The 14,108-nt window shown below is 50.3% G+C and carries 17 protein-coding genes and 2 tRNA genes; 6 read left to right on the top strand and 13 right to left on the bottom strand.

Annotated features, from left to right (window positions below; translation table 11 throughout):
* Window positions 1-42: 42 nt before the first annotated feature.
* Together BA6348_RS14410 and BA6348_RS14405 are read left to right on the top strand one after the other, a co-directional pair.
* The gene (locus BA6348_RS14410; RefSeq protein ID WP_007781794.1) at window positions 43-483 is read left to right on the top strand and encodes an EAL domain-containing protein; all 441 of its coding nucleotides are present in this window, start codon (window positions 43-45) and stop codon (window positions 481-483) included.
* A gap of 412 nt (window positions 484-895) precedes the next feature.
* Window positions 896-1,321: a PilZ domain-containing protein gene (locus BA6348_RS14405; protein ID WP_242507352.1), complete on the top strand. Its 426-nt coding sequence runs from the start codon at window positions 896-898 to the stop codon at window positions 1,319-1,321.
* Between the two features lie 81 nt (window positions 1,322-1,402).
* On the opposite strand, the gene BA6348_RS14400 is transcribed toward BA6348_RS14405, so the two are convergent.
* The gene (locus tag BA6348_RS14400; RefSeq protein ID WP_242507351.1) at window positions 1,403-1,861 is read right to left on the bottom strand and encodes a transposase; all 459 of its coding nucleotides are present in this window, start codon (window positions 1,859-1,861) and stop codon (window positions 1,403-1,405) included.
* Between the two features lie 75 nt (window positions 1,862-1,936).
* Between BA6348_RS14400 and BA6348_RS27010 the strand changes: the two genes are divergently transcribed.
* Window positions 1,937-2,320, top strand: a complete 384-nt coding sequence (locus BA6348_RS27010; protein ID WP_202801634.1) for an Arm DNA-binding domain-containing protein — start codon at window positions 1,937-1,939, stop codon at window positions 2,318-2,320.
* A complete protein-coding gene (locus BA6348_RS27005; protein WP_007783952.1) occupies window positions 2,317-2,928 on the top strand; it encodes a site-specific integrase in 612 nt (203 codons plus the stop codon). Before BA6348_RS27010 ends, BA6348_RS27005 begins: the two co-directional genes overlap by 4 nt.
* A 53-nt stretch (window positions 2,929-2,981) precedes the next feature.
* Here the strand turns inward: BA6348_RS27005 and BA6348_RS14390 are convergent.
* From BA6348_RS14390 to BA6348_RS14340, 11 genes are all read right to left on the bottom strand, one after another.
* Window positions 2,982-3,067, bottom strand: a tRNA-Leu gene (locus BA6348_RS14390).
* Window positions 3,068-3,117: 50 nt separating this feature from the next.
* A tRNA-Tyr gene (locus BA6348_RS14385) sits at window positions 3,118-3,202 on the bottom strand.
* A gap of 94 nt (window positions 3,203-3,296) precedes the next feature.
* Entirely contained in the window at window positions 3,297-3,608 is a 312-nt protein-coding gene (locus BA6348_RS14380) for a hypothetical protein (protein ID WP_005830927.1), read from the bottom strand.
* An 81-nt stretch (window positions 3,609-3,689) separates the two neighbouring features.
* On the bottom strand, window positions 3,690-4,256 hold the full coding sequence (locus tag BA6348_RS14375; protein ID WP_007783950.1) for a thioredoxin family protein: 567 nt from the start codon (window positions 4,254-4,256) through the stop codon (window positions 3,690-3,692).
* A gap of 153 nt (window positions 4,257-4,409) precedes the next feature.
* On the bottom strand, window positions 4,410-4,580 hold the full coding sequence (locus BA6348_RS14370; protein ID WP_005830931.1) for a YycC family protein: 171 nt from the start codon (window positions 4,578-4,580) through the stop codon (window positions 4,410-4,412).
* Window positions 4,581-4,737: 157 nt separating this feature from the next.
* The gene (locus tag BA6348_RS14365) at window positions 4,738-4,935 is read right to left on the bottom strand and encodes a hypothetical protein (RefSeq protein ID WP_005830933.1); all 198 of its coding nucleotides are present in this window, start codon (window positions 4,933-4,935) and stop codon (window positions 4,738-4,740) included.
* A gap of 171 nt (window positions 4,936-5,106) precedes the next feature.
* Window positions 5,107-5,640 carry a TlpA family protein disulfide reductase gene (locus tag BA6348_RS14360; protein ID WP_005830934.1) on the bottom strand — a complete coding sequence of 178 codons (534 nt, stop codon included), beginning with the start codon at window positions 5,638-5,640 and terminating at the stop codon, window positions 5,107-5,109.
* A 24-nt stretch (window positions 5,641-5,664) separates the two neighbouring features.
* Window positions 5,665-6,375 carry a cytochrome c biogenesis CcdA family protein gene (locus BA6348_RS14355; protein ID WP_007783947.1) on the bottom strand — a complete coding sequence of 237 codons (711 nt, stop codon included), beginning with the start codon at window positions 6,373-6,375 and terminating at the stop codon, window positions 5,665-5,667.
* Window positions 6,376-6,624: 249 nt separating this feature from the next.
* Window positions 6,625-7,854, bottom strand: a complete 1,230-nt coding sequence (locus tag BA6348_RS14350) for an efflux RND transporter periplasmic adaptor subunit (protein WP_007783945.1) — start codon at window positions 7,852-7,854, stop codon at window positions 6,625-6,627.
* A gap of 30 nt (window positions 7,855-7,884) precedes the next feature.
* Window positions 7,885-11,010 carry an efflux RND transporter permease subunit gene (locus BA6348_RS14345; RefSeq protein WP_122952730.1) on the bottom strand — a complete coding sequence of 1,042 codons (3,126 nt, stop codon included), beginning with the start codon at window positions 11,008-11,010 and terminating at the stop codon, window positions 7,885-7,887.
* A 77-nt stretch (window positions 11,011-11,087) separates the two neighbouring features.
* Window positions 11,088-11,474 carry a MarR family winged helix-turn-helix transcriptional regulator gene (locus BA6348_RS14340; protein WP_005830943.1) on the bottom strand — a complete coding sequence of 129 codons (387 nt, stop codon included), beginning with the start codon at window positions 11,472-11,474 and terminating at the stop codon, window positions 11,088-11,090.
* A gap of 196 nt (window positions 11,475-11,670) precedes the next feature.
* Between BA6348_RS14340 and BA6348_RS14335 the strand changes: the two genes are divergently transcribed.
* Together BA6348_RS14335 and BA6348_RS14330 are read left to right on the top strand one after the other, a co-directional pair.
* Window positions 11,671-12,873: a sensor histidine kinase gene (locus BA6348_RS14335; protein WP_007783941.1), complete on the top strand. Its 1,203-nt coding sequence runs from the start codon at window positions 11,671-11,673 to the stop codon at window positions 12,871-12,873.
* Window positions 12,870-13,547: a response regulator gene (locus tag BA6348_RS14330; RefSeq protein WP_005830946.1), complete on the top strand. Its 678-nt coding sequence runs from the start codon at window positions 12,870-12,872 to the stop codon at window positions 13,545-13,547. The genes BA6348_RS14335 and BA6348_RS14330 overlap by 4 nt, the downstream gene beginning before the upstream one ends.
* A 17-nt stretch (window positions 13,548-13,564) precedes the next feature.
* Here BA6348_RS14330 and BA6348_RS14325 read toward each other — a convergent pair whose 3' ends face one another.
* Window positions 13,565-14,068 carry a hypothetical protein gene (locus BA6348_RS14325; protein WP_235694681.1) on the bottom strand — a complete coding sequence of 168 codons (504 nt, stop codon included), beginning with the start codon at window positions 14,066-14,068 and terminating at the stop codon, window positions 13,565-13,567.
* Between the last annotated feature and the right edge of the window lie 40 nt (window positions 14,069-14,108).

The raw sequence follows: 14,108 nt of genomic DNA, 5'->3' as shown, positions 1-14,108 counted from the left end.
TCCAACCGCTGTATGTAATGGAAAATTGGAAAGTATTCGGGTATGAAGCTTTGTTACGTTGCAAGTTTTTCAAAAATCCCGAATTGTTTTTTCGTTTGGCAATTGAAAAAAACAGATTGTATGACTTGGATATTTGCTCCGTTCATCATGCTCTGGCTAAAAGTGGTACATCTTTTGAAGGATAAGGGGTATGCCATTGCAATTGATGATTTCGGTAAAGGGGAGTCATCGTTGCAGACTGTCATTGAACTTGAGCCAGACTTTGTGAAATTGGATCGATATTATGCCGTGAAACTTTCCGCTTCAATTAAAAAACAAAACGAGATTCAGATGCTCTTGAAGCTTTGCCAGCAAAAAAACATGAAATTGATATTGGAAGGGATTGAAGAGCCAACCAATTTAGCAATGGCTAAGTTATTGGGAGTTCATTTAGGGCAAGGATACTTATTAGGAGAACCCTTGCCGATCAGCGAGATTCACTAAAAGAAGGGGTAAGTGTGTGATATGGAAAAGGTGATATGGGGAAGTATCCTGACTGTGTTTTTGATTATTCTGATACTTTTGCTAATACACTGGATCTATATGAGGCAATTAAGAAGAAAGGATGACCAAATCTATCTATTAAAAGAGTCACTGACTGACCTAAAAGCCAAATTGATGTGAATGCTAATCAAAAAGTTGACCATTTTTGGAGCAAACGCTCATCTTCGAGTTGACCACCTACGATGCTTTTTTTCACACAAAGTAGCATTTTATTTCCTGCACCAAGGATCGTCAAGGATAAAGGGTAAACCCCTTGCTACGCAAGCCCTTGACGATCCTTGGCTCAGTAAAAACATTTGCAATTAGGTGTGAAAATGATGACGTGTGCTCAAACTGTCAGGTGGGTAACTTTATGATGAGCAAAGTGGTCAACATTTTGGTGAGCGTTCACAAATTGAGAGATACGGAAAGAAGAAGGGCTTTCCGAATAAATCTTCTGGATCAGGTATGCATATTTGAGTTTATCGATTTTGGTGATAAATTATTGGAACCTTTGATGCAAAGAAAAGGAGAAGGGAAGATAAAGAACATCGGCCGTACAGGTATAAAATTGAGCTGTGAATTTGATTTGCCTGTCAGAAAACAGATTTTTTTGCAACTCTATTTTGTGCTTGATGATGAGGAGTTTACTTTTAAAGGAAAGATTATACGAAAAGAGGAACTGATGAATGAAATAATTTATGGAATTGACTTTATTGAAGCGGATCCCAAAGAAGAACAACGATTACTTCAGGTGATACAAAGAATGGAAATTGAAAGAAGGAAGAAGACGGAATAACCATAATAAAGTTGCGCACCTGTTTCAAGAGCTCTTCACCGTAAAACGTGCTTGATCTCCCTCTATCGCAGTTTTTCGTAGTTATGTAGCCGGTTTACACTCCAGTCTAATGCGAATCTTGAATCTCTCTAGATTGCGGTAGCCGTAGGCTCTTCGTTTGATTACCTTCACTTTGTTGTGTGTCCCTTCAATCTTGGCATTCGTTACCCGAAAGGAAAAATAATGCTGAATGGGCTCTTGCCACTGGACAATCGTTTTGGCAATGGAACGAACCGCAGGAGTCGGAGAATAGAGATGGTCGACAATCCATTTCTGAAGCGCTTCCTCCCCTGCCTCTTGGGTTTCAACGGCATACACGGTTCTTATGTCTTGAAGCGCAAAGTAGAGTCGTTCCAGATGTGGATCTTCTGCTAACCAAATCTTCAGTTCCTGAAGCTCTTCGGGCTTCAGCTTGTCAGGGATCGTATGGAGCAGGCGTTGCTCATGTCTGCCCCGACGATGTGTCCCACGAGCATGAGTGCGTTTTCGGGTAGCTTCCAACGCTTTAGTGTATTGAATTGCCGATTATCGTCAATGGTAGGAGATTGGGGCTGCTATGTCAAGGAGGGACATGATTTGGTAGCAGGCCACCTACAGGAGAAGAAAGGTTATTTCTACATCGTCTTAAATTATAAAGACGAATGCGGAAAGAGGAAAAATAAGTGGATTTCCACGGGTTTGTCTGTGAAAGGCAATAAGAAGAAAGCCGAAGCATTGCTTATTGAAGCTCGTAAAAATTTTGAAGTTCCCCAACAAGTAGATCAAGAAAACCCATTGTTTTCTGATTTTATGCTTCAGTGGCTGGAAATGATGAAACATCGTATTCACTACCACGCTAACATCCGAAAAGCGCTTCAATATGCGTTTAAAACGGATATGATTCCATCGAATCCCGCGGATAAAGTAGAACGCCCGAAAAAAATAAATTTGTCGGCAGTTTTTATGACAAAGAAGAGATGAACAGGTTATTCGACGCGGTCAAAGGCGATCCAATTGAATTAGCCGTATTGCTCGCTGCATTTTATGGCTTACGTCGAAGTGAAGTAGTCGGGTTAAAGTGGGATGCGATTGACTTCAAGAATAAAACCATAACCATTCAACATACTGTGATCGAAACGTCTGTTGAAGGGAAACTTATTATCGTAGAGAAAGACCGTACCAAAAATAAATCAAGTCATCGTTCCTTGCCGCTGGTTGCAGCATTTGAAGAACTTCTATTACGGATAAAGAAACAACAAGAACAAGACAGATACCTATATAAAGATTCTTACTGCACCGATTACCTCGATTACATTTATCTGGACAAGCTAGGGCATCGAATTAAGCCAGGATATATTATGCAACTCTTTCCCATCGTACTCTCAAGGCATAATTTGCGACGAATTCGCTATCACGATTTGAGGCATAGCTGCGCCAGCCTACTTCTGGCCAATGGAGTTAGCATGAAAGAAATACAAGCATGGTTGGGGCATAGCGATTTCTCAACAACAGCAAATATTTATGCCCATTTGGATGTCAGTACGAAAATCACTTCAGCCCATGCAATGAGCGAATGTTTACAGCTTTAAAAAACAAAAAAATTCTTTAGGTTATTAATCCTAAAGAACATTCTCCTAGATTATGGTGCCGGTGAGAGGACTCGAACCTCCACTCCCTCGCGAGAACTTGATTTTGAGTCAAGCGTGTCTGCCATTCCACCACACCGGCATGTAAACAAGCTGTAGTTTAATACTAGCACATTTTCGCTAAAAAATCAATGGTGGGGAGAGACGGATTCGAACCGCCGAACCCGGAGGGAGCAGATTTACAGTCTGCCGTGTTTAGCCACTTCACTATCTCCCCAGCTTAGCGTGCGCCTGCTGATTTTCACTTGTATCTATCAGAGACGACGCTTTTAAATCTACCATGAACAAGTTGATCCTTCAATAAATTTTACTCAATGAATTTCCGTTTGCTGCAAAATTTCCTGCGCCCACTGCTGAAAAACGGCGAGAGCCTGCTCCACCTCCGGAAAATGACGTTGCTCCTCACAGGCGTAGTCGGGAAATTCGAGGATGCGGTTTTTGCGGATGAGCACTTGCCCTGCCTCGCATTTGATCTCCAAAAAATACGGCACAGACTCGTCGATGCCGAAGCGATTTTCCAAAAACTCGTACGTGCGCACCCACTCCAAAATTTGCACTTCAGAGGGCTGCAAGCGCAAAACTTGCTCCAGCGACATGATCGTTTCGTTTCCATAGTAGTGCATGCACTTTCTCCGCCTTTCTGCATGAAAATGGACGGAGCCGCGACTCCGCCCTGTATTCGTCCTTTTCGCTTCTGCCTTTCCCTAAATCGCGGAAAGCAGCTCTTTCAATTCCTTGACGATGACTTGCTGGTAGCCGGTTCCTTCGCCGTACTGCTTGAGCATTTCCGCGCGCGCTACTTTGATTTTTTCTTCGTAGTCCGGCGCGTTGCGGTCGGGATTTTGCTGCTTGAATGCGGTCATGACTGCCTGGACGTGGCTTGGGCGCGGGCCCCATTTGGCCAGGACATGTCCGCCTGTATCTGCGAAAATAACGACCGGGATCGCGCGGCCGCCCATGGTCAAAAACTCATCCATCAGGTCGAGGTGGTCTTCCATGACCATGATTTCGACAGGCATGTCCGTTTCTTTCAGCGCGTGGAGAACGACGGGCAAGTTTCGTACCACGTCCCCGCACCATTCTGCGGCGAGAATCAGGCATCTGAGGTCATCCCGATGTTGCAGCGAGGCAAAAAACGCCCGCTCCTGCTCATCTGCCCAAGCAAACGCTTCCGACCAGCTTTGGAAAGCCTCCTGATTTTTGGTCATGCCTTCGACGAACGCTTTTGGCGTCAGTCCCGTGCGAAACTTATGTGCGACATTTGCAGCCATGTGCTTGCCTCCCATGTATGTATGTGGACTTGTTCTAGTATCTTTTCCACAGCAGGAGCAAAAGTCCTTTTTCTGCGAAAAGCGGCTCGCCGTTTTTCCTGCCCGGAGATGCGGCTGTGTGCGGTCGACAAACGCGACGCTGGCTTGTCTAGCTTACTCGGATTTGCCAGGCGCTTGCTTGTCCGCTTCCTGCTCCTGCTTGGCCAGCTCCATCATTTTTTGCAAAAGAATGTGCTGCGGCATGTGCATCAGCCGCTCCAATGGAACATTCAAGGCTTCGGCAAGCTTCACTGCGGTTTCCGGCGAGATTTGCAAGGGACGCATGAAAACAGCTCCTTTCGGTTGCGAAATGCGGTCTTTTCAGTATAATACATGGCGTCCGAAGCTGCCAGAGAGGGCTGCCCCAATCAAAAAGAGATAATCCCCTGCTTTAAGCCTTCTGGCAGGGATTATCTCCTGACGATCGGGTACCTGTTTTCACTTACGCCTTTGGTTTGGTAAGAATACAGGGAACCCCGTTTCCAATCGCACCAGGCTGGGACATGCGCTCCAAATACGCCAAGCCGCGCGCGCATTGCTGCTTGCATGCCAGGCATGTGCTGGAGGTCACGATTTTCAAATTCAGTTGATTGGGGTGCTGCCGACTGTTTCTTTTCTTTACCTTTTTGCCCTTGGCCATCCGATCCCCTCCCTTTGCCCTGGTTCACTCCAGTCTATGAGGGAGAACAACCCTGTTCTTTAGGCAAACATACAAAACGGGATCGCTGTCGGCAAAATGGGCCAACGCTCGCTTTGACGGCAAAAGAAAACCGCCGGGCAGCGTGCGCCAGCGGTTCGGATGTTTCGTTCGCTACTTTTTCTCGTTCTGAAGCTGCCGAAGCTCCAGCTCCAGCGTGCTTGCGTCAATCATTCCGATGATTTTTTTGCGAATAATGCCCTGTGCGTCGATCAAGTAAGTCGTGGGGAAAGCCTGTACGAGATAACGGTTGGACACCGAGCCGCTTACGTCCATCGGGATGGGAAAGGTTAACTTGTAAGTTTGCACAAAAGCTTGCGCGGCTTCGGGGTTGTCGCTGCTCGTCACGTTCACCCCGTACATGTCAATCTGTCCGCCGTACTTCTCATAGATTTTCTGCAAATCCGGCGCTTCCATCCGGCATGGCCCGCACCAGGATGCCCAAAAGTTGAGCAGCAACGGCTTGTTCCTTTTTCCCTCGACCTTGTACGTCTGATTGTCCAGGCCAGTCAGGGTAAAGTGAGGCGCCATGTAGCCTACTTCCGGTTTCTGAACATCTGCTACGACTGACGCTGATGACTCCGGCTTCTCCCATACCGCGATTCCTGCTCCCGCAATCACCAGCACCGCCAGCAACAGCTTTTTCATTTCGTCACCTCTGCATGACTGATCTTAAAATCCTGTAAAGCCTCCGAACAATTGAATGAGCACGCGCGTAATGTCTGTCAGTTTGTCCGTGTACAACAGCACGCCGAACAAAATCATCACGCCGCCGCCGACTTTCATGAATTGATCCGAATACTTGACGATCGCGCTCACTTTACTGATGAAAAACGTCATGACGAAGAACGGAATGGCAAACCCGAGTGTATAGGCCAACGTGTACGTCAAGGCCCGAGACGGATCGGTGACTCCGAGCACGATAATGCCGGAGAGAATCGGTCCGACACAAGGCGTCCATCCAGCAGCATAGGTCATTCCCACCAGTATGGACCCAGTATACCCCAAAGGGCGCGATTTTAAATCGATCTTGAACGACCGCATCATCCAGTCCATTTTAAACACTTGCAGCATGACAAGGCCGATAATGATGAGCAAAATCCCGCCAAGCTGCCGGATCAGGTCCTTTTGGTTGACGAACAGATTGCCAATCCACGAGGTAGACAGCCCCAGGGCAATAAAAATAATGGAAAAGCCGATGATGAAAAAAAGCGTATGTAAAAGGGCCTGCTTTTGGAAGACGGCTTTCCCTTTTTTCACTTCATCCACTGTCACTCCGGTGATGTAGGACAAAAAAGACGGATAAAGCGGCAGACAGCAAGGCGAAATAAACGAGAGAAACCCCGCCGCAAACGCCAAAAACACCGTAAGATTCCCAGTCATATGTACCTCCGAATGGTTGTTTCCTCCACTATATTCCTTATTGTAACGAATCTTTCTCCCCTTCAAAAGCGAAACCGGCACTTTGTCTTAAATCCGTGACAATTACGTTACCATTATCACCGTTATGGGCTACACGCACCGATTCCTCCGCCCTTTTTCCCAGCGGCAGCGGCTTGGGCGAAGATTTTTTCCATATTCATAGAAAAAAGAGGCGGACAATCGCTCCGCCTCTTCCTTCCATCTCCTGTTTTACTGCTGAATGCTAACCTTGCTGCCATCCTGCAGCATCGTGATTCCGGTTACGACAATTTTGTCGCCTTCTGCAAGGCCGCTTGTGACTTCGATCTTGTCGCTGGACGATTTTCCCGTAGTGACTTCTACCTGCTTCGCAATGTCGCCCTCAAGCCTGAACACGTATTGCTTGCCGTCGCGGTCAAAGACTGCTTTGCGCGAGATGACGAGAGCTTTCGCGCCGCTCGCTCCGTCGGATGGGAACGTCACATTGACGACCATGTCGGACTTCAGCTCATTGGATGGGTTCGGGATCGTAATTTCGATCGGATACGCTTTGAGCGCGGAATCCATCACAGGGCTGACTGCCGTTACTTTGGCATCAATCGTTTTTCCAGTCGATTGCACGTTCACTTTCACGACGGTGCCGACTTTGACTTTCGTGATGTCCGCTTCGGACAGGTTCGCTTTTACGAGCAGCGGGTTGGTGTTGACTACTACCACGACTGGCTGCTGCCCTGCCATTTGGCCGACCGCTCCGTTTACGCTGGAGACAAAGCCGTTGATTGGCGAAGTAACGGTCGCGTTCGCCAGTTGCTCACGGGCGTTTTGCAAGCTGACCGCAGCCTGTTTCGCCGAAGCCGCCGACACTTGCACGTTCGCTTTTTGCTGGGCGACCTGCAAGTTTTGCTGCGCGTTGTCATAAGCAGTTTGCGCGTTGGTCAACTGCATGTTCGCCTGCTCCATTTGCTGGGCGGAGATCGCTCCCTGCGTATACAACTGGTTCATCCGCTGCTGGTTCAGCTTCGCGTCAGCCAAAGCGACTTCCGCCTGCTTCAGTCCGTTGCGCGCTTGAACGAGTCCCTGATCCGAGCTGCTTCCAGCCTGATTCAAGCTCGCCTGGGCCAGCTCGTATGCGGCTTCCGCCTGTTTGACGCTGTTTTGCAAATCTTTTTCATCCAGTTTAAACAGCACCTGGCCTTTTGTCACATACTGTCCGAGCTGCACGGGCAGCGAAGTGATCTTGCCGCCCATTTTCGGAGTGAGCTGTACTTCTTCACTCGGCGCCAGCTTCGCCGTCAGACCCGACTCTGTCGTGACGGAGCCTGTGGCGACTGTTTCGACCTGGACAGGTGTTGCCGCTTCCACCGTTTCTGCCTGCGGTGTTTCCGCTTGCGGGCTGGAACAACCTGCCACGAGGCTTACGGCCAATACGGCCAGTATGACGGGTTTTATGCTAAGTTTCATGAATGTCCCTCCTCATCCCACAAACGCTTCTTACGATTCCAAAGCGGGAACGGTTTTCTTTTGTTTCTTTTCTTTCCGTTTCATGCGTCTTTCACGACGCTTTTTGCCGATATCGTCAAACCACGAAGTGACGACCGGAACCAAAACAAGGGTAATGAGTGTCGCAAAGCTCAGACCGAAAATAACGGTGATAGCCATTGGTGCCTGTGTCTCTGTACCCGATCCGCCGGAAAAAGCCAGCGGTCCAATCGCGAGGATCGTCGTCAGCGTCGTCATCAGAATCGGACGCAGACGGATTGGTCCGGCATGGAGAATCGCTTCGCGCAGCTCCCAGCCTTTTGCCCGCAACTGGTTCACGTAGTCGATCAGCACGATCGCGTTGTTCACGACCAGACCGATCAGGAGAATGTACCCGATCAATACGGATACGCTGATCGTCGTTCCGGTAACCAAAAGTCCCAGGAGAACCCCTGTAACCGTCGGCGGAACCGAGAACATGATGATGAACGGGCTGTAAAACGACTCGAACTGCGCCGCCATCACCATGTACAAAAGCACAACGGAGAGCAGAATCGCGAGCGCGAGGCTGCCGAACGACTCGGCCATGTCCTGGCTTTGTCCGCCGAACTCGACTTTGTAACCGTCCGGGAGATTCAGGTTGTTCAGTTTCGCCGTAATCTCCTGTGTGACGGAATTCAGGTCACGCCCGGCCAGATCACTCGTAACCTTCACTTCGCGCGTCAGGTTGGAGCGGTTGATCGTGAGCGGCACGTCCACTTTGCTGATGGTAGCCACCGAGGACAGCGCGATTTGTGCCCCGCCTGGCGCAGCAATCCGCAGGTTGTTCAAGTAGTTGATGTCTTCTTGATAATTTTCAGGCAGCTTCAGGTTAATGTCAATCTCGTCATCGCCTGTACGATACTTCGTGACCGTTTGCCCCTGGAAGGCCGTCCGGACGCTGGAGAGAATCTGTCCTGTCGACAAGCCGTACAAGCTCGCTTTTTCCGCGTCGACCTTGACTTCAAATTCCTGTCTGGACGCTTCCAGGCTAGTTGTAACGTTGCTCGTGCCAGGTACTTTTTCGACCTCGCCCTTGATGATCGCACTGATGTCTTTGAGGACGGCCAAATCGTCGCCGCGCACATTCAGCTCGATTGGCGAGCCCATGGACATGCCTTCTGCTGCGCTCACCTTGATTTCCGGCCCCGGAATATTTTTCAGCTTCTGCTGCAAGTCTATGGCGATGTCGCTTGAGGAACGTTTGCGCTCTGTCACGTCGACGAGCAGCAGCGTGATCGTTGCCTGGTTGGAGGACAGCGTGCTTGCAATCGGCGAACCGTTGCTGCCGATCGACGTCGCCACAATGTCTTTTTCCGGCACTTGATTCACAATCTCTTCTACTTGCTTGGCGACTTTTTCCGTCTCAGCCAAAACGGTTCCGTTTGGCATCTTAACCGATACAGAAATTTGTCCCTGGTCCATGCTCGGGATGAACTCCGCCCCGATCAGCGGCGTCAGGGCAAGCGAGCCGACCATCATGACGACAGAAGAAAACATGACTGTTTTTCTGTGGCCCAAAGCCCATGCCAGCAGCTTTTGGTAGCCTTTTTCCACTTTGCCAAACCCGATGTTAAACCAAGTAACCGGGTTGATGCCACGATAATTTTCGTGATTCGCATGATTCGGTACTTTCTTCAAAATGCGCGAGCTGAGCATCGGCACCAGCAAAATCGAGAAGACGAGTGCCGCAATATGCGAGTACACGACTGTCAAAGCCAGCGGTCCGAACAGCTCGGAAGCAATCCCTTCCGTCAGGGCAATCGGCAAGAATACGCAAATTTGCGCCAAGGCGGAGGCCATAACGGCCGTTCCAACCTCTTTGGAGCCGTCGAGCGCGGCTTGCATCATGCCTTTTCCTTGCTCCCGCTGGCGGAAGATGTTCTCCAGCATAACGACCGCAAAGTCGATCAATGACCCCAGCCCCAGCGTCAAACCGGAAAGCGAGATCAGGTTGATCGTCTGTCCTGACATGTACATCAACAGGAAGGTCGCGACGATGGATACAGGCAACACGATAATCGCGATCAGCATCGACTGTAGGCTGCCCAGGAAGAAGAACAGCAGGATGATCCCGACCAGTCCACCGAGCAGCGCGTGCTCCGCTGTTGTGTAGATCGAATCTTTGATGTAGGTCGAAGTGTCAAGCGTCGTAGTGATTTGCACGTGCTCCGGCAAATCCGCCTTGATTTTCTCCAGCTCTGCTTTTACTTCGTCGGCCACCTCGATGGTGTTTCCGCCGGAAGCTTTCGTAATGGAGATACCGAGGCTCGGTTTGCCATTTACGTAGCTGAGCTGCGTAATGTCTTCGAGCGTATCTCTGACTTCGGCAATATCGCTCAGGCGAATGGAGTTGGCCCCTACCGAAATCGGCGTCAGCGCGATTTCCTCCACGTTGGCAAATTCACCCTGGACGCGGATGTTCATCTTGCTGTCCCCTTCACGGACGGAACCGGCGGAGCCAGACAGGTTGCCGCTTGCGAGCGCCTGCTGGATTTGCTCCAGGGACAGTCCGTACGCGGAGAGCTTGGCCGGATCGACGATGACGTCGACGATTCGGTCCTGACCGCCGCTGATGGAAGCAGCCGCGACGCCGTCAATACGCTCCAGTCGCGACTGGATCATGTCTTCCGCGAGCTTTTTCAGCTTGTTGACATCCTGCTCGCCTGTGACGGCAAACTGGATGATCGGCTGGCTGTTCGGATCGATGCGCAATACCCGCGGCGCATGCGCGGAATCAGGGAGCATGCTCCTCACCTGATCGACTTTCTCTCGCATATCGAGAGTGGCCTGATCGAGATCCGTTCCCCAGTTAAACATGAGGATGACCTGCGAGGCCCCTTCAATAGACACGGATGAAATGCTGTCCAGGTTGGAAACCGTACCTAGCGCATTTTCGATCGGTTTTGTCACCAGTTTTTCTACCTCACTGGGTGAGCCCCCGTCCACAGACGTGACGACCACGGCAACCGGAAAATTCAGCTCCGGCATCAAGTCAATCGCCAAGCGAGGCAGGGAGACGAAACCGAAAATCAGCATGGCCACGGTCAGCATAATCATCGTGACCGGACGTTTAATCGAGAGTTCAGACAGATTCAAATCCACTCACCTCTTCTGGAAAACTTGACATGGCTAATCGTGACACTTTCGGCATTGCCATTTGCCGGAAGCGACAATTAGCCTGTTATTTCTTTCTTTTGGGAGAACAATTGTTGCAGCGCATGAAGAGATGAGATCGCGTGAGGATCTTCCGGCTTCAATTCCCGTTGTTCAGACACGCGCTCCGTTAAGGAAACCCACACGATTCGGCGGTCGGTTTGGTCTCGAAAACGACGCACCAGATTTTCCTGCTCCAGCCTGTTGATTAATCCTGACGTGGTACTGTACGGAAGATCGACAGCCTTGCAAATTTCCCCCATCGTTTTTGAACCGTTGCTGAGCTGTTCCAAAATCAGCACCTGCTGCCAGTTCAGATCAGTGCTGTCCAGTTCCTTTTTGGAAATGGACGCAAACAAGGCACTCGCTTCTTTCAGGAGCTTAGCCAACTGAATCAGTTCTTTCATGAAAGCCTCCCTCACTATCCCACATGACCCATCTACATCTTTTATTAGCCAAGATTTATTCTACCTATAGTCATGAGTAGTGAAGTCTATCAGCAGGTTGATTTCCCGTCAGCGAGGGGTCTATCTGGAGATAGACGACACCCCGTGCTAGAATGAAAGTAAACGAGCATCCGGCCAGAGAAAGAAGGATATCTTTTTGCTGAAACTGAGTATAAAAGCGATTCAAAAACGTTTGCTAATCATCTGGTTCTCCATTTTGATCGTGCTGGCCTTGCTGCCAGATTCGTTCATGCGCGAGACTCCCTTACAGTTTTCTCTTACGATTGTACTATTCTTTTGTTACATTGTGGTATTCTGGATTTCAAAAAGGAACTGGAAGCCGTACCAATTTGAACTAGCTACGGTTATGCTCGGCACCATGGCGCTCTTAAAAAGCGTGTTCGCCGGAGGAGAAGGCTTCGGAATGATGCTCCCGCTCGCCGTCTTTATCGGCTTTTACATCGAAGGACGGCGTGCGCTGGCTTACGCGAGTTTTTTTGGCGCGTGCACCACGTTGTTTTTGTATTTTTACGGCATCCTCCAATTTCCGCATATCATTCCGTTTATCCTGACGTACATCGGCTGCTATATCGGGGCGCGGGGATACCGGATTCAAAGCGAGGCGTACAAAACGAACCAAGCCCATTTGGAGGAGCTGCAACAAGCCCATACCGAGCTGCAGGAAGCGCATTCCCAGCTTCAGGAAGCGGCCTTGCACTCGTTGCAGGTAGCGGTTCTGGAGGAACGGACGCGGATTGCCCGCGACATTCACGACGCGCTGGGTCACAGTCTTACCTCGCTGATTGTCCAGCTTCACGCGCTGAAGTACATGCTGCAGGACGGACCGGAGCACGCGCAGGAAGCCGTGCGCAACATGCTCGGCGTAGCGAAGCAAAGCCTGGAAGAAATCCGCACCTCCGTGCATACGCTCGCCATGGACAAAACATCGCTGGGACTCACTCCGCTGCGCGCTTTGCTGTCGCAGGCGCAAAAGCATACAGGGATCAAGATGGAGCTCATCTCATCCGAGCTGGATATCCCGCTGTCCCAGGAGCTGACGATCACGTTTTACCGGATTTTACAGGAAGCGATTACAAATACGCTGCGCCACTCCAATGCAAAAGAAATTCAGGTCATGATCGAGCAGCGGGAAGGCTCCCTCTACTTCTCGATACAGGACGACGGTGACATCACTCCCCAGGATCAAATCAAGCCTGGGTTTGGACTGACAGGGATTGCCGAGCGCATCAAGCAGTTGAACGGCAGCCTGTCCTATTCGGCAAAAGAACCGCATGGATTCAAACTCGATGTAAGATTGCCGCTGGAACATCTGGAAAAAGAAGGGAGCATACGAACATGACAGACCAAGCCAAAAAAATTCGTGTGGTCCTGGTAGACGACCAAAACATGATTCGCCAAGGGTTGGGCTACGTGATACAAATGCAGCAAGATATGGAGGTCGTCGGAGAAGCCTCTGACGGGGAAGAAGCTGTGGAGCTGGTAGGAAAAATCGTGCCAGACGTAGTGTTGATGGACGTGCAAATGCCGAAAAAGTCGGGGATTGAAGCGACACGGGAGATCATGAACATGCATCCGGCCGTCAAAGTATTGATTCTCACCACCTTTGACAACCACAATTACGTCGTGGAAGGAATCCGCGCAGGCGCTGTCGGCTACATGCTGAAGGACGCCGACTCGCAGGAGATGCTCGACCTGATACGCAGAGCCTCCCAGGGGGAAGCTCTTTTTCATACCGCGACAGCAGCCAAGGCGCTGGCGGAAGCCCTGCAAGTTCAGCGCAGCGTTTCCGAACACACCTCTGCTCCTTCAGCCCTGCTCGATGAGCTGACAGACCGCGAGCTTGACGTCCTGCAACAGATCGCCTACGGGTATCGAAACGATCAGATCGCGCAAAATTTGTTTATTTCGGAAGGCACGGTAAAAACACACGTGCACCGCATTTTGCAAAAAATGGGCGTCGAGGACCGCACCCAGGCAGTCGCCAAAGCCCTTCGACTCAAAATCGTGAAGTAAGACGAAACATTTTCGTTTCAGCAGGCAGAAGGATAGAGCGAGACACGCGTGCCGTCGTCCTGCAAGCGCCATATCACCAGCCCGTCGTGCAGGCGGGCGGCAGACATGGCTTCCTGGACGGCGGCAATTGCTTTTTCCATGTCGATCACGCAGCAAATGACGGCAAGCTCGTCCCGGCTGTCGTCTCCTCCGTCACTATGCCCGTTTCCGGTCCGGCCGAGACATTCATCGAGCAACGCCTCGATAGCATACCTCATCTCCACATCTGCTTCCGACAGGTGCGGAAAGCTCACCACCAGCTTCTGCCAGTCTTCTTTTGCCAGTTCCGCATAGCCTTTTTCCTTCATTTCTTCCGCCCAGTTTTGCAGCACATGAGTCGGCTTTCCTTCGATTTGCTCAGCCACGATCGCATAGTGGTCGCCGATCTCGCCTACCTGACCGTAATGGACCGTGTACAGACGGTCTTTTTCGTCATACCACGCTTCCCAGTAGCTCCACCTCTTTTCGTTTTTATGCAACATCCGGATCACTCTACGTTCAACTCCGTTCAGCCTTTTTGTA

It is taken from the genome of Brevibacillus agri (genome assembly GCF_004117055.1).
Taxonomy (GTDB): Bacteria; Bacillota; Bacilli; order Brevibacillales; family Brevibacillaceae; genus Brevibacillus; species Brevibacillus agri.
Note: the sequence above shows the minus strand (reverse complement) of the source record. Positions and strands in the feature narration are given on the sequence as shown.